This is a genomic window from Aestuariivivens sp. NBU2969, assembly GCF_019931125.1.
In the GTDB taxonomy this organism is placed as follows: domain Bacteria; phylum Bacteroidota; class Bacteroidia; order Flavobacteriales; family Flavobacteriaceae; genus Aestuariivivens; species Aestuariivivens marinum.
This window is the reverse complement of sequence record NZ_JAIOUU010000001.1, coordinates 173703-195230: the sequence shown is the minus strand read 5'-3', so window position 1 is coordinate 195230 and position 21528 is coordinate 173703. Positions and strand designations below refer to the sequence as shown.

Genomic DNA, 21528 nt, shown 5'->3' with positions numbered 1-21528 from the left:
AATTGAAATCCTTTTTGATCATGTCTCACAATAAGATCACAGCCCTTCGACTCCGCACAGGATAAACCCCAAGCCCGACCCTTGTGGTAACGCCCAAAATAGTATTTATAATTCTATTACGGTTTCTTCCAAAGGCTTACGCACTTTTTTGAATGAAGAAAACAAATCGTCTTCTGCCCTATAGCCAACGGGTAACAATAATACGGATTTTAAACCAAGTTTTGTTAGGTTTAGAATTTCATCGTATTTGTGTGGAACAAAACCTTCCATTGGGGTAGAATCAATTCCTTCCATGGCACAAACCGTCATGAGGTTGCCCAAAGCAATATAGGCTTGGTTTTTAGACCATTCTTGGCGTTCTTTGACCGTCATTTTTTGCATCATCTTAACTAAACTTTTTCTATAAGGATCTAAAATTTCGGTTGGTGTTTCCCTAATATCCTCTATATTTTTATAATAATCGTTTATGTCTTGGTCTTGTATGTTATCCTGAATGCAAATTATCAACAAATGTGAAGCTTCCGCCACCTGTTTTTGTCCGTAAGCATACTCAACTAAGGTTTGGCGTTGCGTTTTGTCATCTATAACTACTAAACTTATGGTCTGCAAACCAAATGAGGTAGCCGTTAAATTAAAGGCTTCCTTTAAAATTCGTAGTTTTTTTTGGGACAGTTTTTTATTGGGGTCAAACTTTTTGGTAGCATAGCGCCATTTTAGTTTTTTAATCGTGCTCATCTATCTCCTAATTAAATTTTTACAAAAATAAGACTTGTGATCACTTTTTGGTAACAAAAAACTACATATTGACGAGTCTATTACTTTTTTAAAGATTTGGATAAAAACTTAACTTTTTATTTGAAAGAATTAAAAAAGCGTTCTATATTTGCAACCGCTTAGGAGAAATGGCAGAGTGGTCGAATGCGGCAGTCTTGAAAACTGTTGAGGGTCACACCTCCGGGGGTTCGAATCCCTCTTTCTCCGCACAATAAACCCGCAATAGAATCTGCGGGTTTTCTTTTTTTATATTGTTAACAGGTATTTATTGAAACCTGTTTTTCGATTAAAATTTATACTGCAAAAACACCGAATAATTACGACCTGGTTCATTAATTGGCAACCTACCAAAATTGGCTTGATTAGTAAAAGAAAAGTTTAAGTGGTTGTTATAGGCTTTATCGAAGGCATTAATTACGGCAACACCTAAGGTAATTCCCTTTATCGGCTTAAGTCCCAACCTTACATCCATGGTTTGGTAACCGTCTGTTTGGGTTTCGCCAAAGCTCTTGGCAATATGATGTTGTTGAGATACTAGATTATATTGCACATTGGTCCAAAACTTTTCCTTTTTAAAGCCTAAAATTAGTTTAGAATTAAACGGTGGCGTTAAAGGCAAAGATTCCTTTAAATCATTGTTCTTGGCATAAATATAAGCGCATTCAGCTTTAAGGTAATAATCTTTTAAAACATTGACCTGCATGGTGGCCTCCAGTCCTGTTTTATAGGCGTCGTCTAAATTCTGAAACACCTTAGGGTGTCTTGGTTCGGACATGGGCATATATTTTCGGTTTAGGCTTTCGTCTATTATACCAACAATATAATTCTCAAAAAACGCATAATAAAACGATGCCGAATACTTAAAACTGCGGGCTTTATTTTTGCCTTTAAACCCTATTTCAAACTGGTTGTTAACCTCGGACTTTAAATCTGGATTGCCTATATATTCATAGGGATCCTGCCCTACCGAAAAATGATTGATAAAACGCTCCATCATATTTGCAGAACGCACCCCTCGGCCATAAGCCGCTTCAAGGGTAAACTGTTCCGACACCAATGTTTTAACCGATACCGTTCCGCTTACATTATGTTCAGTGCGTTTACCTAAATTGTACATCGCTTCAAAATCGGCTTCAGGGTCTTTAATGTCGGAAGTCACATGATCGTAACGTACTCCAGCAGTAATAACCGTATTAGGTCTTATGCTGTATTTTGCCTCTGTAAACACCCCTAAATCGGTAATATACGAATCTTGCCAAACCTTATCATTAAAAGGCATTGGCATTTGCATACCGTTCATCATTTTAACCAAACGGGTTCTGCCGCCGTCTCTGGCTATATGCATAGCATCGAAACCAGAAAACACATTCCATTTTTTTAGAGGCGTCCAATTGATTTCCATTTTACCTCCAGTGGTCGTGGCTTCAACATTGGATAAAGCTTCCATCATCATAAATGTAGGCCTGTTTATATTGGTCATTAAATGGTCTACATAACTGTAATAGGCTTTGGCTGTAAAAGACTTAACTACCCCTCCTATGGCATCCCATTTATAATCCAATGCCATAATGCTGGTATTATCATACTCAGAATCCATTGGTAACGCCGCATGAAGCAAATCGCGTCCAAAAGACTGGCGCCAATGCGCTTGCAAACGTTGGTTATCAGTAAAGTTATAACCTAGCTTAACACCGTAATCCGTACTTCGGAATGACGATGGGATCTCAACATCATTACCGTCTTTATAATTACCAAAATCCCTATAACCAGCATTGGCAACAACATCGAATTGCTGTTGGATGTATTGAAGTTGAAACATATTGACTAGCGAACTGCCATTACTTTCGTAACCTGCCGATGCTTTACCATGAAAACCGTAAGCCTCATAATCCGGTTTCTGGCTCACCATATTAATAACACCTCCAAAAGTAGCGCCGTAGCGTACCGTATAGGGGCCTTTTATAATCTCTATTTTGGTAATCTCTTCGGGTATAATATGGGTTGTTATTGGATCCATACGATTTGGACAGGCATGCATGGCCTTAGTTCCACCATCGTATTGTATGTTTAACTGTTCCGATTGGGCCGCCCTAAACGAAGGGTCTATGGCATAATTGCCTCGTTTTATTGAAGAAAAGCCATTAATGTTGTTAAACAAATCAGCCACGTTTTTAGGTTGAATAATTGCTTCTTCATATTTATTGGAAGTTACTGTAAGTGTTGGGTCCGATTTTAAATTTCCCGTTACAATAACTTCATTTAGTTTAACCATTTTGTGTTTGGTCGTGTCTTGTGGTATGGTGTTTTTATTTTGACCAAAAGACATAGCTGTAATTAGTACGCACAAATACGCACCATAACATATTCTCATTTATAGTAATATTATAATTTAACTGAATTGGTTTTAGGAAAAAATACCTCGCTAAGTTATAACTTACGCTTGTGGTGGATGGAAAAAATCTCCAAGATTTCTGTAAGAATACAAATTTTTATAAGCAAATATAGATTTGCTTTTTATTGACTCATCAAAATGGATAACAACTTCAGGAATTGGATTGTAATATAAAAGCAGTTCTTTAAAATCTATGATGGACTCTGGTGTTTTTTGATTTTTGTCCTGAGATTTGGACACTTTCATTAAATGGCATTTTCCGTTACAGGCCATCTCCGGTTTGTCCTTATTCTCACATAAGGCTTCAATAAACCCAACAGGGTCAAGCTTATAATATGTATAAGTAATCGAGACCCTTAAACTATTGAATAGAATAAGGGTGCTTAAACCCATCATCACTATGGAAATCTCTTTTTTCACTAGACAAAAATAATCTTTAATATCGGCTTAAAAAGTGACATTTGTCACATTACCAAAGTAATTTAGGATAAAACATTGATTAACAAAAACAGTCTCTACACATCAACATACAATTATCTTACTCATAAAAGAACAACGAAATTATTTCAGTTGTAATAAACAATAGAATTTTATTATTGGTTGGTTTATTTAAGGAATTTTATAAGGTACATTTTTACTTGGTAACATTTGTTACCAAGTAGACTAATTGCTAAAACTATTTTTGCTACATAAAATTTTAAATAATGAACAGAATAATATATATAATTATATCATTTATAGGCTCTCTTGTATTAAATGCACAAGACGTTAAACTAATAACGAAAGAAGAGGTTCTCAATACCGTTTCAAAAAACAACAGCACTATTAAAATATCCATTGAGGAATTTAAAAGAGCGCGTGCCGATTACAGACAAACCAATGCTGTTTTCCTACCAAATATAACTGCTAGCCATACTGGATTTTCTACTACAAACCCTTTAATGGCTTTTGGCTCAAAGTTAAACCAAGAAATTGTAAAACAATCGGATTTTAACCCAGCCACTTTAAATGACCCATCACAAACACAAAATTTTGCAACAAAGTTTGAAGTGGAACAACCACTAATCAATATCGATGGCATCTACCAACGTAAAGCGGCCAAGTCGAAAATGAAAGCTATGTCCTTGAAAATAGAACGCACGCAAGATTACTTTGCTTTTGAAGTTGATAAAGCTTATATGCAGTTACAACTAGCCTATAAAAGTGTTGACGTGTTAGAACAAACCTTAGAAGCTGCAAAAGCCAATAAAAAATTAGCCGACAATAGTTTTAGACAAGGTTTTCTAAAACGCGCCGACGTATTACTTATTGAAGTACGTGTTATAGAAGTACAAAATCAATTACAATCAGCCAAAAGTAATGTGCAAAATGCTTCAAATTACTTATCCTTTTTAATGAATAATGATGATTTTACAACCTATCAACCTACAGATAGTTTAACCATAAACACCTCTATAACTGTAAATAAAACCATCTCGGAAAACCGGAGCGACATTAAAGCTATACAACTTGCTAGTGATGCTTATAAGGCTATGAATAAAGCCGATAACATGACTTTTCTTCCTCGCTTAAATGCCTTTGGTAGTTATGAAATGTACGACAACACTCTTTTTCAGGCCACAGCCAATGGATATTTGTTTGGTGCTAAACTAAGTTGGGATATTTTTAAAGGTTCTACACGTTTTAGTAAAGTCCAAAAAAGTAAAGCAGAATTCGAAAAATCCAAATTGGAATACAACCAATATCTATCTCAAAGCAAATTGGAGTTAAATAAAACCAAACGCTTGCTAGTTGATACCAAAAATAAGCTTAACCTATCCAAATTGGCTTTGGAACAATCTGGAGAAGCTCTAAGAATAAGAACCAACCGTTTTAAAGAAGGATTGGAAAAAACATCAGATCTATTAATGGCAGAAACACTATATGCACAAAAGCAATTGGAATATTACCAAACCATTTTTGAATATAATTACACCTTAGCCTATTTAGAATTTTTAACCAAGTCATAACCACTCGAACAATTTGATTGAAACTAAAAAAACACGTAAAACAATGAAAAAAACATATACCATCTTAACTCTTTCTATAGTATTATTATTGGCTAGCTGTGGTAGCAAGGATAAAAATGTGACAAACGATAATTCCCAAACCATTTTAGTTTCTGTAAAAGATGTTACCACCAATGATAACAAACCTTTCTTAGCCGTTAACGGTAAGGTCCAAGCCAAAAATACAGCTAATTTAAGTACCCGAATAATGGGTTTTGTAAATAAAGTTCCCGTAAATATAGGTGAGAAAGTTGAAAAAGGGCAATTATTGGTATCAATAAATAGTACCGATTTACAAGCCAAAAAGGCCCAGATAGAAGCGAATATAACAGAAGCAACTGCTGCATACAACAATGCCGAAAAAGATTATTACCGTTTTAAAAATCTATTTGCAGAGCAAAGTGCCTCACAAAAAGAATTGGACGACATAACAGCTCATTTTGAAATGGCCAAGGCCCGCTTAGAGGCGGCAAAACAAATGAGAAATGAAATTAATGCCCAATTTGCTTACACCAATATTATAGCTCCTTTTTCTGGAATCATTACTCATAAAACTTTGGAAAAAGGTGATATGGCAAATCCTGGCCAACTATTAATTTCAATGGAAACTCCAGGAGATTTTGAAGTCATGGCATTAGTCCCCGAAACTGAAATAGCACAAATTAAAAAGGGAACCAAAGTAGTAGTTGATGTTAAATCCATTAATACATCTATAACAGGAAAGGTTACTGAAGTTAGTACGTCGGCCAGTAAAACTGGTGGACAGTATTTAGTAAAAATAGATTTAGATAAAACCGATGACAATATTTTATCGGGCATGTATACTACGGTTAGATTCCCTATTGAACATAAATCCCAAAGCTCTATGATATTGGTCCCTAAAGACGCTATTATAAGCCAAGGTCAGTTATCGGGAATTTACACGGTAAGCCAAAGCAATACAGCTATTTTACGTTGGCTACGCTTGGGCAGAACGTTTGGCAATGAGGTAGAAGTACTCTCTGGTTTAGGCTCAGGGGAAAGTTACATCATCGCTTCTGAAGGAAAATTGTATAACGGCGTTAAAATTAGGGTTCAATAAAAGCGTGTTAAGGATAGTATCAACATTTATTGTTAAACAACCTTTTTAATAATAAAAAAGATACCATGAACAGCCTATTAAAGTGCTAAAAAAATACAGATAAAAAATGAAAGAAGGTATAGCTGGAAAAATAGCCAAAGTCTTTATGAATTCTAAGCTCACTGTGCTTTTAATGATTGTTTTTATGATCATAGGGGTATATAGCTCATTTTTAATACCCCGAGAAGAAGAACCCCAAATTGATGTGCCAATGGCCGATATTTTTGTGGGCTATCCCGGAGCAAGCCCAACAGAAGTCGAATCACGTGTTATAAAACCATTAGAGCAATTAATATCAAATGTGAAAGGCGTGGAATATGTGTATTCTACAGCTATGAAAGAACAAGGTATGGTCATTGTTCAGTTTTACGTGGGAGAAGATATTGAGCGCTCTTTCGTAAAACTTTATAACGAGATTAACAAGCATATGGACCAAATGCCTGAAGGCGTAACATTTCCATTAATAAAAACCCGTGCCATAGACGATGTGCCTATTTTAGGTTTAACACTTTGGAGCGAAACATACGACGATTACCAATTAGGCCTAATGGCCCAAGAATTGGAAACAGAAATTAAAAAAGTAAACAACGTTGCTATTACTCATAAAATTGGTGGTAGGGAACGTCAAATTCGCGTGGTTTTAGATAAAGATAAACTTGCAGGGGCCGGTTTGGATTTTCTATCAGTAACCGAAATGATAAAGGCCAATAACTCACAGTTAAATTCTGGAACTTTTGATAAGAACGATACCGAGTTTATTATCAATACTGGTAAGTTTTTGGAATCTCTTACCGATGTTGAAAATTTAGTTGTTGGTACTCAACAAAACCAACCCATTTACTTAAAACAGATAGCCAACATTATTGATGGCCCAGAAGTACCCCAAAACTATGTTAGCTTAGGGTTTGGACAAGCTAGTGATAAAGCATCGAAATTTCAATCAGAATACCCAGCCGTAACAATTTCAGTGGCAAAACGCAAAGGAGCTGATGCCATGAAAATTGCAGATCTTATTATTGATAAAGTAGATCATCTTCGTAAAACCTTAATTCCTGACGATGTTCATATAGAAATTACCAGAAACTATGGCGAAACGGCATCCCACAAGGTATCAGAATTGCTGTTACACCTTATTGGATCTATTATAGCGGTAACCTTGGTCGTTATGCTAGCAATGGGTTGGCGTGGTGGTTTGGTAGTATTTCTATCTGTTCCCATCACTTTTGCATTAACGCTTTTAAGTTATTACATGCTAGATTACACCCTTAACCGCATTACCCTTTTTGCCTTGGTATTCGTTACAGGTATAGTGGTAGATGACTCCATTATTATTGCCGAAAATATGCACCGGCATTTTAAAATGAAGCGATTACCATTTAAACAAGCTGCCTTATACGCTATAAATGAGGTAGGTAACCCTACCATTTTAGCAACATTTACTGTAATTGCTTCAGTACTACCTATGGCTTTTGTATCTGGATTAATGGGGCCTTATATGGCTCCTATGCCCATTGGTGCCTCAATTGCCATGATACTATCACTTTTTGTTGCATTGACCATTACACCGTATCTAGGATACATTTTCTTAAGGGAAAAAGACAAAATTGGTTCTAAGGATAAAAATAAAACACCTTTAGAGGAGACCCGATTATTCAAAATATACGAGAAACTTGAGCGCCCGTTAATTGAAAGCCGTGTTAAACGTTGGCTATTTTTAGGCTTAACATTTGGATTATTGTTAGGCACTATGGCTATGTTCTTTACCAATTCGGTAGCTGTAAAAATGCTACCGTTTGATAACAAAAATGAATTTCAAGTTGTTATAGACATGCCTGAAGGCACGACTCTAGAGCGTACTGCTGTAGTTACTAAAGAAATTGCGCAATACCTATCCACTAGACCAGAAGTGGTTAACTACCAAAACTATGTAGGTACTTCTGCCCCTATCACCTTTAATGGTTTGGTACGCCATTACGATTTGCGTGGTGGAAGTAATATGGCAGATATTCAAGTTAATTTAGTGGATAAAGGCGAGCGTTCTACACAAAGCCATGATATTGCTAAGGCCTTACGCCCAGATATTCAACGCATAGCTTCAAAATTTAATGCCAATGTAAAAGTAGTTGAAGTCCCTCCAGGGCCTCCGGTATTATCTACTATTGTTGCTGAAATTTATGGCCCAGATTACAATAAACAAATTGAAATAGCAAACCAGGTGCAAACCATATTAAGCCAAACCAATGACGTAGTAGACATCGATTGGATGGTTGAAGCAGATCAGGTTGAATACCAATTCACCATTGATAAGGAAAAAGCTATGTTATATGGTGTTTCCCCTAAGCAAATAGTCTTTACCATGAACATGGCATTGGCCAACAGACCTGTAACTATGCTTTATGATGAAGATGCGGTTAACCAAATTGGCTTGGTATTGGCTTTAGATGAGAAGGAAAAATCAACCATAACGGATATTTCACAATTAAAAGTGAAATCACAACATGGAAATTTAGTGCCTATTGCCGATTTGATAACCATTACAGAAACCACAAGTGCCAAGAGTATTTTCAGAAAAAACCAAAAACGAGTGGTTTATGTTATGGCAGACATGGCCGGTACTTTGGAAAGTCCTGCTTATGCTATATTGGGTATGGAAGAAAAACTGAAGGGTATAAGCTTACCAAAAGGTTATGAAATTAACGAGATGTATTTGGGACAACCCGAATATGAAGACGATTATACTGTAAAATGGGATGGTGAGTGGCAAATTACATTAGAAGTATTTAGGGATTTAGGAATTGCTTTTTTAGGAGCCATCATTTTAATATACATCTTAATTGTTGGGTGGTTTCAAAACTTTAAGGCACCAGTGGTCATGATGGTAGCCATACCATTATCTTTAATAGGTATTATACTGGGTCATTGGCTAATGAATGCCTTTTTTACTGCCACCTCTTTTATTGGTATGATTGCCCTTGCCGGTATTATGGTTAGGAATTCTGTGTTGCTTATAGACTTCATAAATTTGCGTGTAGAAGAAGGTGTACCATTAAAACAAGCAGCCATTGAGGCAGGTGCAGTGCGTACAACACCTATATTGCTTACTGCTGGAACGGTTGTTATTGGTGCATTTGTTATTCTTTTTGATCCTATATTTCAAGGGTTAGCTATATCATTAATGGGCGGAACAATAGTATCTACTGTTCTGACTTTATTAGTGGTACCATTAGTGTATTACATGATTGAGCGTAAAAAATATAAATAGTTTAAGATATGAAATTAGTATTAGTCACCGCAGTAGAAGAGTTTCGTAAAGATGTCATCAAACTCTTTAAAAAGGCTAAAATAGAATGCTTTAGTGAATCTGAAATAGACGGTTATAAATCGCCAAATGCAGTAATGGTATCTTCAAACTGGTTTGGAACAGAACGTTCAGTAAATGAATCGGTCATGTTCTTTTCCTTTACGGACGAATCACATATAGACACCTTATTCGAGTTAATTATGGCATTTAATAAGACATTAGAAACTAACAACCCTATCCATGCGGTTGTAGTTCCCATAGAAAAATCAATATAAACTATAAATTTTCAAAATCATGTTAAACAGGTATATTAGAGCTATAGCAGGTACATTTGTTATTATAAGCATACTATTGGCGATTTTTGTCAACCAAAATTGGTTATGGTTTACATTATTTGTAGGTGCCAATTTGTTGCAATCTTCAATTACAAAATGGTGCTTAATGGAAACTATTTTAACTAAATTAGGAGTAAAAAACTAAAACATGGTTAATTAGATGAAAAGAGGTTGTTTGGGTTAAACAGCCTCTTTTCTTTTTATATTAAGTTTTCCAAGAGGCTTTTATATAAATATCTGCACGTGAATACGAAATGCTAAACACAAAATTTATATTTTTAACCTTTATTTAATGACACTTAATGAAACGCCTACTCTATTTTTTATTAACTATATTATTTATATCTCTTTGGAGTTCCTGTAGAAAAGATTTTGAATTCTCACCCAGTAAAGGCAATCTAGAGTTTTCTAAAGACACTGTTTATTTAGATACTATTTTCACTAACATTGGATCAAGCACATACAATTTAAAGGTTTATAACAGAAGTGACGATAATATTTTTATTCCTTCGGTAAAATTGGGATTAGGGGAAACTTCAGCTTATAGATTAAGTGTGGATGGTATTCCGGGTAAGGTATTTGAAAATGTCGAATTATTAGCAAAGGATAGTTTATTCATTTTTATTGAAACTACTATAGACATAAACAATCTTCCTAATCCTAATGGAACTTATTTATACACAGATAAAATTGAGTTTGATTCTGGTACAAATCAACAAAACGTAGATTTAGTTACCTTGGTAAAAGATGCCATATTTATTTATCCGAATAGAAATAATACAACTAAAGTTATTGAAACACTCACGTTGAATATAGCAGGGGAACAACTTGAAACTGAATTACAAGGTCGGGAATTACTCCCCAATGAACTTACTTTTACCAACGAAATACCTTATGTCATTTATGGTTTTGCTACTGTTCCAGAAGGAGAAACATTAACCATTGAGGCTGGGACTCGTATACATTTTCATGAAAATTCAGGAATAATCGTATCGAATAATGCTTCACTGCATGTTAACGGTAGCTTTAGTACAGACCAAGAAATATTGGAAAACGAAGTTATTTTTGAAGGTGATCGCCTTGAACCACAATTTTCTGATGTTCCGGGACAATGGGGCACTATATGGTTGGTTGACGGCAGTCTGAATAATATCATTAACTACGCAACCATTAAAAATGCTCTTGTAGGCATTTTAAGTGATGGTAACCCAAACCCTACAAGTGATAAACTCACCATATCCAATACTCAAATTTATAATTCTGGTGGTTTTGGAATTTTAGGCAGAAATACATCCATTAAAGGAGAAAATGTAGTGATTAACAATGCCGGACAATCTGCTTTTGCTGGTACGTTTGGTGGCACATATAATATGACACATAGTACTATTGCCAACTATTGGAACAATGGATTTAGACAGCTTCCCGCATTGCTTCTAAACAATTTTATCCTAGATGAAGAAAACACTGCTACCATAACCGATTTAACGCAAGCCAATTTTAACAATTGTATCATTTACGGAAATGATAATCCCGAAATACTACTTGATGAAATTGAAGATAATGCTGTAAACTTTAATTTTAAATTCACTAATTGCTTGATTCGCTTTGAGGATAACAACAATACCTTTACGGGCCCCAATTATGATTTTAGTGATACTAACCATTATCAAGACAACATTTTTAATAAAGACCCACACTTCAAAGATGGTTTTTCAAATAAAATGATTATTGGTGAGGAATCCTCAGGTATTGGTAGAGGCGCTTCTTTATTTGCCACCCAAGTACCCTTTGATATTTTGAGTGTTAATAGAACAAGTACCCCAGACATAGGTGCATATCAACATATTACTTTCCCTGAAGAAGACTAAAGTTACTAATGCATAAAAAAACCTGCTATAAAAGCAGGTTTTTTTATCTAATATGGTTTTATGACATTATGAAAACAAAGGCCTATTCTTCATCATATCATTAACCTTATTCTTAACAGTTTCCAAAACTGCTTCATCTTCATGATTGGTAACTACTTCATCAATAAAATCTGCAATAGTATTCATATCAGCTTCTTTTAATCCGCGAGTGGTTACCGCTGCAACTCCTAAACGTATCCCAGAAGTTACAAAAGGGGATTTATCATCAAAAGGCACCATATTTTTATTGGCTGTAATATCAGCCTTCACTAAAGCCTGTTCAGCATCTTTACCTGATATGTCTTTATTTCTCAAATCGATTAACATCATATGGTTATCTGTACCACCTGAGATAATATTATAGTCTTTTGCAACCAACGCTTGAGCTAACGCAGCTGCATTACGTTTAACCTGTAATTGATAATGTAAAAAATCATCTGTCAAAGCTTCTCCAAATGCAATTGCTTTTGCTGCTATGATATGTTCCAACGGCCCGCCTTGATTCCCTGGGAAAACTGCTGAATCCAATAACGATGACATTTTACGCAAATTCCCATTTTTAAGTTTTAAACCAAACGGATTGTCAAAATCTTCTCCCATCATGATCATCCCCCCCCTTGGTCCTCTTAAGGTCTTGTGGGTTGTAGTTGTAACAATATGGCAATGGGGAATAGGGTCGTTTAAAATACCTTTGGCTATTAAACCGGCAGGGTGTGATATGTCTGCTAACAAAATAGCTCCAACACTGTCGGCTATTTCCCTAAAACGGGCAAAATCAATATCACGAGAATAAGCTGAAGCACCAGCAATTATTAATTTAGGCTGTTCCTTAGTGGCTATTTTCTGAATTTTATCATAATTCAATATCCCTGTTTCCTGCTCTACCCCATAAAACACTGGATTATATAATTTCCCAGAAAAATTCACGGGAGAGCCATGGGTTAAATGCCCTCCGTGAGATAAATCGAAACCTAAAATCTTGTCCCCTGGCGTTAAACAAGCAGCAAAAACAGCTGTATTGGCCTGACTACCAGAATGTGGCTGCACATTTACATATGTTGCTCCAAACAATGCTTTTGCCCTTTCTATTGCTATTTGTTCAACTTCATCTACTACTTCACAACCGCCGTAATAACGTTTTCCAGGATATCCCTCAGCATATTTATTAGTTAATACAGAGCCTGCAGCTTCCATAACCTGGCCGCTTACAAAATTTTCTGAAGCAATAAGTTCTATGCCATGAAGTTGGCGTTCTTTTTCAGCGTGAATAAGTTCAAAAATTTGTTCGTCGCGTTGCATAAAGTTTTATTCTAGTTAAATATTCGGCAAAAATAGCAAATTGATTAGTTAAATACATCAAAAAACATATATTTACTCCTAAGTTTTAAACCATTTTATTAACTATTATATTAAACCTAAATTTTAGCCATTTTTTTAAAAATTTTGTGTAGGTTTGATTAGAATTTTCAAAAAAAACATAATATCAGTATGCCTTTATCAGCAAATAATCCAGATAGAACCTCGTGGTTACACGTCGATAAAAATTCGGACTTTCCTATTCAAAACATTCCATTTGGTGTTTTTCTAACACGCGACGACATTATTACCATTGGAACACGTATAGGAGATACCGCTATTGATTTAGGAGCCTTGCATCAATTAGGGTATTTTGATGGTATTCCATTAACTGATGATATCTTTCTTCAGGACACATTAAATGATTTTATTGCTGATGGAAGAAAAACATGGCGTGCCGTTAGAAACCGTATCGCTCAAATTTTTGATGCAGAAAACAATACATTAAAAAACAACAAACAGCATAAGGAAATTGTATTATTCCGTTTGGATGAAATTGAAATGCAGTTACCTGTACATATTGGTGATTATACAGATTTTTACTCAAGTAAAGAACATGCCACTAACGTCGGCTCTATGTTTAGGGATCCAGAAAATGCTCTTTTACCTAATTGGTTACACATACCTGTTGGTTACCATGGTAGAAGCTCTTCCATTATTCCTTCTGGAATCCCTGTTCACAGACCACAAGGTCAAATTTTGCCCAATGGCTCTACCGAACCTGTTTTTGGACCAAGTAAACTAGTGGACTTTGAATTAGAAATGGCCTTTATTACTACCGATGCTAATGATTTAGGTGAACCGATACCTATTGAAGAAGCCGAAGAATATATCTTTGGATTGGTGTTGTTCAATGATTGGAGTGCACGTGATATTCAAAAGTGGGAATACGTACCCCTTGGACCTTTTTTGGCTAAAAACTTTGCGTCTTCCATTTCTCCCTGGATTGTGACATTAGATGCCCTAGAACCATATAGAGTTGAAGGCCCAAAACCTATTAAACCTCAATTGGATTATTTAAAATATAAAGGCAAAAAAAGCTTTGATATTAATTTAGAAGTAGCCATTCAACCGAAGGGGGCCAAAGAAAAGACGGTTAGTAAATCCAATTTTAAATATATGTATTGGAATATGGCTCAACAATTAGCCCACCATACGGTTAATGGCTGTCCAGTAAATTCAGGTGATATGATGGGTAGTGGTACTATTTCTGGTCCTACTCCAGATTCTTATGGTTCTATGTTGGAACTTACCTGGAAAGGCGAAAAGCCAATAAAAATGAAAGATGGCACCGAACGCAAATTTATTAATGACTATGATACTGTTATTATGAGGGGGTACTGTGAAAAAGATGGTACTAGAATAGGTTTTGGGGAAGTATCTACGAAATTATTGCCAGTATACAATAATAAATAACTGATTTACAATACACTACACCTATTTAAATGCTTTTTTATATTTTTGGCATTACTATTGGAATAGATATTCCTGTGTAAACCAAATTACTTAACCTATGAAAAATATTCTACTTTTAGTATTATCACTATTCATTTTTGCTTGTAGCACTCGTAAACAGGTTGAAAAAGCGGTTAGCTATGGTAATTATGATGAAGCCATTGCAACGACTATAAAAAAATTGAGCACAAGTAAAAATGCAAAAAGAAAGCAAGATTACATTCCTGCACTACATGATGCTTATATCAAAGCAACAGAGCGTGATTTAAGCAGTATAGAACATTTAAAAAATGATAATAACCCCGAAATGTACAGGGAGATTTATAAACTTTACCTAAACCTTGACTCCAGACAGCAAGTTATAAAGCCCCTTTTACCGCTTTCTGTTAATGGAAAACCCGTTACATTTAAGTTCAATAATTACAGTAATGACATTGTCGCATATAAGGAAAAAACATCTGATTATTTATATGAAAAGGGACTGGATCTTTTGGAACAAGAGGATAAAAATATTATGCGTGAAGCATACCATATTTTGGAATATGTTGAAAATATAAATCCGAATTACGAAAACACGCGCAAATTAATGGAAGAGGCCCATCAACGTGGAACATCTTACGTTATAGTAAGCATAAACAACGATACCCAGCAAATAATTCCACAACGCTTGGAAGCCGATCTGTTAGATTTTGACACTTACGGTATCGACAATTTTTGGAGCGTTTACCATGCGCAACAATCAAAAGATATTCAGTATGATTATGCTATGGAATTAAATTTAAAGCGTATCAACATATCCCCAGAAAAAATTACCGAACGTATACTTGAAAGAGAAAAGGAAATTGTTGATGGGTGGACTTATAAATTAGACACTAATGGTAATGTATCAAAGGACAGTTTAGGCAATGACATCAAAATAGATAAAATTGTAAACGTAAAATGTCGCTTGAATGAAATTAAGCAATTTAAAACTTCTCAAATTATTGCAGATGTGGTTCATATTGATTTAAAGACCAATCAAATATTGGATTCCTTTACTATAGATAGCGGTTTTATTTTCGAACATTTTTATGCCAATGCCAGAGGTGACAAACGTGCTTTGGATAAAGATGATCGATTACTGTTAAAAAACAAGAGGATACCTTTCCCTAATAATGAACAGATGGTTTATGATACTGGTGAAGATTTAAAAATAAAACTCAAAAAGCACATATTGGCCATAAATCGCCGGTTTTTTAATTATTAAATAGACTAATTATAAGCCTTGATTATTAATGAATTTCATAACAATACGCTGTTACAGTTATCGTTTTTGGACAATGACAATGAGAGAAACTAAAAAATATATCCTAAATTGGCTTATTAATAGATTAAATTAAAAACATCAACTCTAATGAAAATTGTTATTCTGGCTGCCGGCATAGGCTCCCGATTGGGAAACCCCTTCCCTAAACCTTTAACACCTCTAAAAAATGGGAAAAGTATCATGCAAATGCAAACAGACAACATTGCCTCTCGATATGATATTGATGATATTAATGTGGTAGTAGGATTTAAAAAGGATTTAATCATGGAGCGCTTTCCTGAGCTCACCTATGTATATAATCAATTTTTTGACACAACCAATACATCAAAAAGTTTACTAAAGGCATTAAAAAAGCATAAAGACAAATCTGTACTTTGGTTTAATGGTGATGTTGTTTTTGATGAAAAATTATTTGATGTCTTAGCTCCTTCAATAAATGCCAATCAGTCTTTTGTTGCTGTAAATACTAGTAAAGTTGCCGATGAAGAGGTAAAGTACACCTTAAAAAATGGCTTTATTGATGAACTCTCTAAAACGGTTAAAAATGGTTTGGGCGAAGCTGTAGGTATTAATTTTATTTCTTCGAACGATATTCAAAAGTTTATAAATCGTTTGGAAGACTGTGGTGATAACGACTATTTTGAACGTGGTTTGGAACTTGCTATTGAAAAGGATCATCTTCAAATTAAAGCATTAGACATATCGAAATACAACTGTATGGAGATAGATTTTATTGAAGATTTAGAAAATGCCAATAATATGCTTTAAATGAAATCTATTCTTTTTTGTGAAAATAATTACGCCTTCGGAATTTTAGACCCAATAAAACAGGTTTTAATCGAAAAAGGATATGATTACATTTGGTATGTTACCAAGAAAATAATTAAAGATTTTCCTTATAGTTCTGATAATTACACTTCAAAAATTTCAGAATTAGAAACCTTCAATGCCGATGCCATTTTTGTTCCTGGAAATGCCGTTCCATATTACTTAAGAGGCTTGAAAGTTCAAGTGTTTCACGGTATGGCAGGAGAAAAAAAAGGGCATTTTAGAATTCGCCAATATTTTGACCTTTATCTTACCCAAGGCCCTTATTTTACAAACAAATTTAATGAACTAAGGGATAAACATAAAGACTTCGACGTAATTGAAACAGGATGGCCAAAACTGGACATTTATGGAATTGATAAATCAAAATATGTTGATTATAAAAAAGAATTGTTAAAAGAGCTTGGAGCAAAGAAAGTTATTCTCTATGCACCAACGTTTTCGCCTAAACTTACCTCGGGTCCTTTTCTGCTTAAGGAAATAAAGGCTTTGGCAAAAAATCAAGATTACGCTATACTGTTTAAGTTCCATCCCCTAATGTCACCCGAATGGATTGAAAAATATAAGGCATTAGCAGATTCAATTCCTAATATACATTATCAAGAAGAAAAGAACATTGTAAAGTTTTTGTTGATTGCCGATATATTAATTAGTGACACGTCTTCAGTAGTTTATGAGTTCATGTTATTGGACAAACCCGTTATAACCTTCAACAGTATTTCAAAACATATATATTGGGAGAACACCGAATCATTTAATGATTTGATTCCCTTAGTTGACAAAAACCTTAATGAAGACCCATTTGCAAAGTCAAGGGAATATATATGCAAGCAATACCATCCCTATTCCGATGGAAAATCTGCCTTGCGCATGGTGGATGCAACCCGAGGTTATATTGAACAACACGGTGTACCTGAAAAAAGAAAATTGTCTTTTTTACGCAGAATGAAAATACATTCCTTGTTCGGAAAACCATCTAAATCAAGCTAAATTGAATACTTCACAAAAAATATCTGCATTGATGATTACTTTCAATGAAGTGAATCATATTGATGATGTCATCAAAACTATCCAGTTTGCAGATGAAATTATAGTTATAGATTCGTTTAGTATTGATGGGACTTTAGAGAAATTGAAATCATATACAAACGTTAAAACCATACAACGCAAATTCATCAATTTTGCAGACCAGAGAAACTTTGCTATAAAGCAGGCCAAGTATGACTGGGTGCTGTTTATTGATGCCGATGAACGCATTCCTGAAGATTTAAAAAGCGAAATTACAAACCGTATAAAAAACCCCAATGGTGTTGTTGGGTTTATGGTTAAACGCCTATTTTTCTTTAAACAGAAGCGAATACGTTTTAGCGGCTTCCAAACAGATACGACCTACAGATTGTTTAAAAAGGATCAGGTAAAATATATAGAAGACAAGATTGTTCATGAAATGCCAATACTAAATGGAAAAAGTGAGCTTCTTAAAAAAAGAATGTTACATTATTGTTTTGATAGTGCCCAACACTATAAATCCAAAATGGAGCATTATGCCAAACTAAAGGCTCTGGAACTTTTTAGAAAAGGAAAAAAAGCCAATATATTTCATTTTGTGTTTAAACCTCTGTATAAGTTTGTTATAAACTATTTTTTCAGGCTTGGTTTTCTAGATGGTAAAGAGGGGCTAACAATCTGTTATTTGGGTGCTTATGGTGTATATTACAGATACCAAGAATTAAAAAAGCTAAAACACCAATTATAGTTTTAGTTTCTTTTTAAGCCTTTTTTTTCTATGGAATTTATTTTGAAAATCTTCAGTTTCCTTCCACATTAAATGCACTATTTTGTTATAATCTTCACCCGAACATTTAGCATACTCATCACTCATCACTTCAACCATAGATTTGTGAATGGTCAACTTTGAAAAATTCTTAATTCGCGTTTTAAAATCCAAAGGCTTAAACACCATACGGTTCAAATCTACCAAATAAAAATTGTAACCATTACCATTTCTTTTTATTAGTGTATTACCAGGGGAATGATCTAAAAAATAGATCCCTTTTTCATGTAAACTATAGGTAAATTGAGTAAAAGCACGAAGCATGTCGTCGTAATCTGGGTATTCAAAATTTGTAGTGAGTTCTCTGTAGGTTAAATCACAATCTAAGTGTACACTTACATAATAACTCTTTTTAAACAATAACGGTGTTTTATATTCAAAATAAGCCAAAGGTTGTGGTGTACCCACTTGAAGTTCTAATAATTTATGGGCATATTCATAAGAGCGTTGGGCTTTACTCTTTCTAAAAAACTGATAAGCAACCTGGTTTACTATATTAGGGACTTTAAATGCCTTAATGTTTAAATTAATTCCATCGAGTTCGGTAGTTTTAATAATGTTACGCTTTCCTACTCCGCCTTCTAGAACTTCAAAATCATGGATTAGCTGTGTAAGCTTTGTTTTAAAATGACTTTCCAAACGGTTATTAAAAACTTTATTTTCTTTCACTCCCTTAAATTTAAAACCACTATTGTAAATTTGCAACGCTGCAAATATAAGGTTCAAAATTATGCAAAACGAAATTAAAAAAGCTTTAGATACCATTAAAAAAGGTGGACTCATTTTATACCCCACAGATACCGTTTGGGGCATAGGTTGTGATGCAACCAATCCAGAAGCAATACAAAAAATTTATAATCTAAAGCAACGGGAGGATAGCAAAGCCCTCATCTGTTTAGTAGCTGATGACCGAATGCTACAAAAATACGTCAAGCAAATTCCAAATGCAGCATTGGATATTATAAACATTACTGATAAGCCTACTACAATTATTTATGACGAGGCACAACATTTAGCCAAAAACCTTATTGCCGATGATGGCAGTATTGCCATCCGGGTTCCTGATGACGAATTTTGCTATCAACTTACAAGAAAGTTTAATGGAGCCATTGTTTCAACTTCTGCTAATATCAGTGGAGAACCTACCCCTAAATCGTTTAAAGAAATAAGTCCTGTCATTTTAAAAGGCGTGGACTATGTTGTAGATTTGCAAAGAGAAAAAATTTGTGATAAACCCTCATCTATTATTAAGTTGAGCAACACTGGAATTGTAAAAATAATACGTAAATAAAAACTCCAATTTTCAAATTCCTAATCCCAACCTAAATTAAATTGGAATTTGGTGCTTGAAATTTGATTATTATGAACTATAAGCAGGCTATAGAGCATCCCATTTTTAAAATCATTTGCGAAGCGGCTGAAACATTAAACGTTAATTCCTATGTTATTGGTGGGTTTGTTCGCGATTTCATTTTAAATCGTGGTGATGCAAAAGACATCGATGTGGTTGCTATTGGTGACGGCATTCAATTGGCTAAACAAGTGGCAAAAAGCTTACCAAATAATCCGAAAGTTAAGGTATTTAAAACCTATGGAACAGCCATGCTTAGGTATAGTGACATAGAAATTGAGTTTGTAGGTGCTCGTAAGGAATCATATACTAAAGACAGTAGAAACCCTGCCATTGAAAACGGTTCATTGGAAGACGATCAAAACCGTCGTGATTTTACCATTAATGCACTAGCCCTAAGTTTGAATAAATCTACATATGGTGATTTGTTAGATCCTTTTAAAGGTATTGGAGATTTAGAAAACAAAATCATTCGAACACCATTAAACCCTGATATAACCTATAGTGATGACCCTCTGCGTATGCTAAGGGCTGTACGATTTGCTACACAATTACATTTTAAAATAGAAAGTAATTCACTAGAGGCCATTACCAAAAATAGCCATCGTATTAAAATAATAACCAAAGAGCGTATTGTTACAGAGTTACACAAAATTTTAGAGAGTAATAAGCCTTCTATTGGCTTTTTATTGCTCGAAAAAACGGAGCTCTTAAATTATATATTACCCGAGCTTACAGCTTTAAAAGGTATTGATGAAATTGAAGGTCAGCGTCACAAAGATAATTTTTACCACACCCTGGAGGTGGTCGACAACATTTCAAAACATACCGATAACCTATGGTTACGATGGGCTGCATTATTACATGATATAGGAAAGGCGCCTACCAAAAAGTTCAACAAAAAAGTAGGCTGGACGTTCCACGGACATGAGTTCGAAGGTTCGAAAATGGTTTATCGCCTTTTTAAGCGGTTAAAAATGCCTTTGAATGATAAAATGAAATTTGTTCAAAAAATGGTCTTCATGAGTTCCAGGCCTATAGTTTTATCCGAGGATATTGTAACCGATTCTGCGGTACGTCGCCTAATTTTTGACGCTGGGGATTATGTAGATGACCTCATGACACTCTGTGAAGCAGATATTACAACAAAAAACCCTAAGAAATTCAAAAAATATCATAATAATTTTAAGATAGTACGTGAAAAAATTATAGAGGTTGAAGAACGTGATCATGTTCGTAATTTTCAACCTCCAATTACTGGTGAAAAAATCATGGAAACCTTTGGCTTAAAACCTTCAAGGGAAATAGGTATCATCAAGGAAACCATTAAAGAAGCTATTTTGGAGGGTACCATTCCAAATGAATATGATGCTGCTTATCAATTGATGCTCAAGGAAGGAGAACGCTTAGGATTGAAAAATATTCGTTAATGATTCAGATTTTAAGAATGGATGCTTCATACTTATCACAAGTTGTAGCAATTTCGTTTTATAAAAAGAATAATTACAAAATCATTTCAAG

The 21528-nt window shown here is 34.6% G+C and carries 18 protein-coding genes and 1 tRNA gene; 14 read left to right on the top strand and 5 right to left on the bottom strand.

The features are described from left to right. Nucleotides 1-105 precede the first annotated feature (105 nt). A complete protein-coding gene (locus K7G79_RS00815; protein ID WP_223548233.1) occupies nt 106-735 on the bottom strand; it encodes an NAD(P)H-dependent oxidoreductase in 630 nt (209 codons plus the stop codon). Nucleotides 736-896: 161 nt separating this feature from the next. Between K7G79_RS00815 and K7G79_RS00810 the strand changes: the two genes are divergently transcribed. Next, nucleotides 897-981, top strand: a tRNA-Ser gene (locus K7G79_RS00810). A gap of 79 nt (nt 982-1060) precedes the next feature. Here the strand turns inward: K7G79_RS00810 and K7G79_RS00805 are convergent. Both K7G79_RS00805 and K7G79_RS00800 read right to left on the bottom strand, forming a co-directional pair. Beyond that, on the bottom strand, nt 1061-3145 hold the full coding sequence (locus tag K7G79_RS00805) for a TonB-dependent receptor domain-containing protein (RefSeq protein ID WP_223548231.1): 2085 nt from the start codon (nt 3143-3145) through the stop codon (nt 1061-1063). A 63-nt stretch (nt 3146-3208) separates the two neighbouring features. Beyond that, a complete protein-coding gene (locus K7G79_RS00800) occupies nt 3209-3586 on the bottom strand; it encodes a hypothetical protein (protein ID WP_223548230.1) in 378 nt (125 codons plus the stop codon). A 284-nt stretch (nt 3587-3870) separates the two neighbouring features. Here K7G79_RS00800 and K7G79_RS00795 point away from each other — a divergent pair, with 284 nt between their 5' ends. The 6 genes from K7G79_RS00795 to K7G79_RS00770 all read left to right on the top strand — a co-directional run bounded on the left by K7G79_RS00795 (nt 3871) and on the right by K7G79_RS00770 (nt 11838). Then, nucleotides 3871-5175, top strand: a complete 1305-nt coding sequence (locus tag K7G79_RS00795) for a TolC family protein (protein WP_223548228.1) — start codon at nt 3871-3873, stop codon at nt 5173-5175. 43 nt (nt 5176-5218) lie between these two features. Beyond that, nucleotides 5219-6295, top strand: coding sequence for an efflux RND transporter periplasmic adaptor subunit (locus K7G79_RS00790; RefSeq protein ID WP_223548226.1), 1077 nt, complete (start codon nt 5219-5221; stop codon nt 6293-6295). Between the two features lie 106 nt (nt 6296-6401). Next, on the top strand, nt 6402-9596 hold the full coding sequence (locus tag K7G79_RS00785) for an efflux RND transporter permease subunit (protein WP_223548225.1): 3195 nt from the start codon (nt 6402-6404) through the stop codon (nt 9594-9596). Between the two features lie 8 nt (nt 9597-9604). Further along, nucleotides 9605-9910 carry a hypothetical protein gene (locus K7G79_RS00780; protein WP_223548223.1) on the top strand — a complete coding sequence of 102 codons (306 nt, stop codon included), beginning with the start codon at nt 9605-9607 and terminating at the stop codon, nt 9908-9910. A 19-nt stretch (nt 9911-9929) separates the two neighbouring features. Further along, nucleotides 9930-10115 carry a DUF2892 domain-containing protein gene (locus K7G79_RS00775; RefSeq protein ID WP_223548221.1) on the top strand — a complete coding sequence of 62 codons (186 nt, stop codon included), beginning with the start codon at nt 9930-9932 and terminating at the stop codon, nt 10113-10115. 157 nt (nt 10116-10272) lie between these two features. After that, nucleotides 10273-11838 carry a hypothetical protein gene (locus K7G79_RS00770; protein WP_223548219.1) on the top strand — a complete coding sequence of 522 codons (1566 nt, stop codon included), beginning with the start codon at nt 10273-10275 and terminating at the stop codon, nt 11836-11838. 66 nt (nt 11839-11904) lie between these two features. On the opposite strand, the gene glyA is transcribed toward K7G79_RS00770, so the two are convergent. Then, nucleotides 11905-13176, bottom strand: coding sequence for a serine hydroxymethyltransferase (gene glyA / locus K7G79_RS00765; protein ID WP_223548217.1), 1272 nt, complete (start codon nt 13174-13176; stop codon nt 11905-11907). A 189-nt stretch (nt 13177-13365) separates the two neighbouring features. Here glyA and fahA point away from each other — a divergent pair, with 189 nt between their 5' ends. The 5 genes from fahA (at nt 13366) to K7G79_RS00740 (ending at nt 18578) form a co-directional block, all read left to right on the top strand. Continuing rightward, nucleotides 13366-14649: a fumarylacetoacetase gene (gene fahA, locus K7G79_RS00760; protein ID WP_223548215.1), complete on the top strand. Its 1284-nt coding sequence runs from the start codon at nt 13366-13368 to the stop codon at nt 14647-14649. Between the two features lie 97 nt (nt 14650-14746). Then, the gene (locus K7G79_RS00755) at nt 14747-15934 is read left to right on the top strand and encodes a hypothetical protein (RefSeq protein ID WP_223548214.1); all 1188 of its coding nucleotides are present in this window, start codon (nt 14747-14749) and stop codon (nt 15932-15934) included. A gap of 147 nt (nt 15935-16081) precedes the next feature. Continuing rightward, a complete protein-coding gene (locus K7G79_RS00750) occupies nt 16082-16762 on the top strand; it encodes an NTP transferase domain-containing protein (protein ID WP_223548212.1) in 681 nt (226 codons plus the stop codon). Then, nucleotides 16763-17812 (top strand): CDP-glycerol glycerophosphotransferase family protein, encoded by a 1050-nt coding sequence (locus K7G79_RS00745; RefSeq protein ID WP_223548211.1) that lies wholly within the window; start codon nt 16763-16765, stop codon nt 17810-17812. 1 nt (nt 17813) lies between these two features. Continuing rightward, nucleotides 17814-18578, top strand: coding sequence for a glycosyltransferase family 2 protein (locus K7G79_RS00740; protein WP_223548209.1), 765 nt, complete (start codon nt 17814-17816; stop codon nt 18576-18578). Here K7G79_RS00740 and K7G79_RS00735 read toward each other — a convergent pair. Continuing rightward, nucleotides 18573-19325, bottom strand: coding sequence for a Kdo domain containing protein (locus tag K7G79_RS00735; RefSeq protein ID WP_223548208.1), 753 nt, complete (start codon nt 19323-19325; stop codon nt 18573-18575). The genes K7G79_RS00740 and K7G79_RS00735 overlap by 6 nt on opposite strands. Nucleotides 19326-19386: 61 nt before the next feature. Between K7G79_RS00735 and K7G79_RS00730 the strand changes: the two genes are divergently transcribed. Further along, the gene (locus K7G79_RS00730) at nt 19387-19947 is read left to right on the top strand and encodes an L-threonylcarbamoyladenylate synthase (protein ID WP_223548206.1); all 561 of its coding nucleotides are present in this window, start codon (nt 19387-19389) and stop codon (nt 19945-19947) included. A gap of 71 nt (nt 19948-20018) precedes the next feature. Then, nucleotides 20019-21437: a CCA tRNA nucleotidyltransferase gene (locus tag K7G79_RS00725; RefSeq protein ID WP_223548204.1), complete on the top strand. Its 1419-nt coding sequence runs from the start codon at nt 20019-20021 to the stop codon at nt 21435-21437. The last annotated feature ends 91 nt before the right edge of the window (nt 21438-21528 follow it).

Bases quoted from the DNA above. Each gene is read 5' to 3' on its own strand.
- K7G79_RS00785 (WP_223548225.1), top strand. From the start codon at position 6,402: ATGAAAGAAGGTATAGCTGGAAAAATAGCCAAAGTCTTTATGAATTCT.
- K7G79_RS00815 (WP_223548233.1), bottom strand. From the start codon at position 735: ATGAGCACGATTAAAAAACTAAAATGGCGCTATGCTACCAAAAAGTTT.
- K7G79_RS00750 (WP_223548212.1), top strand. From the start codon at position 16,082: ATGAAAATTGTTATTCTGGCTGCCGGCATAGGCTCCCGATTGGGAAAC.
- K7G79_RS00745 (WP_223548211.1), top strand. From the start codon at position 16,763: ATGAAATCTATTCTTTTTTGTGAAAATAATTACGCCTTCGGAATTTTA.
- K7G79_RS00775 (WP_223548221.1), top strand. From the start codon at position 9,930: ATGTTAAACAGGTATATTAGAGCTATAGCAGGTACATTTGTTATTATA.
- K7G79_RS00730 (WP_223548206.1), top strand. From the start codon at position 19,387: ATGCAAAACGAAATTAAAAAAGCTTTAGATACCATTAAAAAAGGTGGA.
- K7G79_RS00805 (WP_223548231.1), bottom strand. From the start codon at position 3,145: ATGAGAATATGTTATGGTGCGTATTTGTGCGTACTAATTACAGCTATG.
- K7G79_RS00755 (WP_223548214.1), top strand. From the start codon at position 14,747: ATGAAAAATATTCTACTTTTAGTATTATCACTATTCATTTTTGCTTGT.
- K7G79_RS00725 (WP_223548204.1), top strand. From the start codon at position 20,019: ATGAACTATAAGCAGGCTATAGAGCATCCCATTTTTAAAATCATTTGC.
- K7G79_RS00770 (WP_223548219.1), top strand. From the start codon at position 10,273: ATGAAACGCCTACTCTATTTTTTATTAACTATATTATTTATATCTCTT.
- K7G79_RS00790 (WP_223548226.1), top strand. From the start codon at position 5,219: ATGAAAAAAACATATACCATCTTAACTCTTTCTATAGTATTATTATTG.
- fahA (WP_223548215.1), top strand. From the start codon at position 13,366: ATGCCTTTATCAGCAAATAATCCAGATAGAACCTCGTGGTTACACGTC.
- K7G79_RS00780 (WP_223548223.1), top strand. From the start codon at position 9,605: ATGAAATTAGTATTAGTCACCGCAGTAGAAGAGTTTCGTAAAGATGTC.
- glyA (WP_223548217.1), bottom strand. From the start codon at position 13,176: ATGCAACGCGACGAACAAATTTTTGAACTTATTCACGCTGAAAAAGAA.
- K7G79_RS00795 (WP_223548228.1), top strand. From the start codon at position 3,871: ATGAACAGAATAATATATATAATTATATCATTTATAGGCTCTCTTGTA.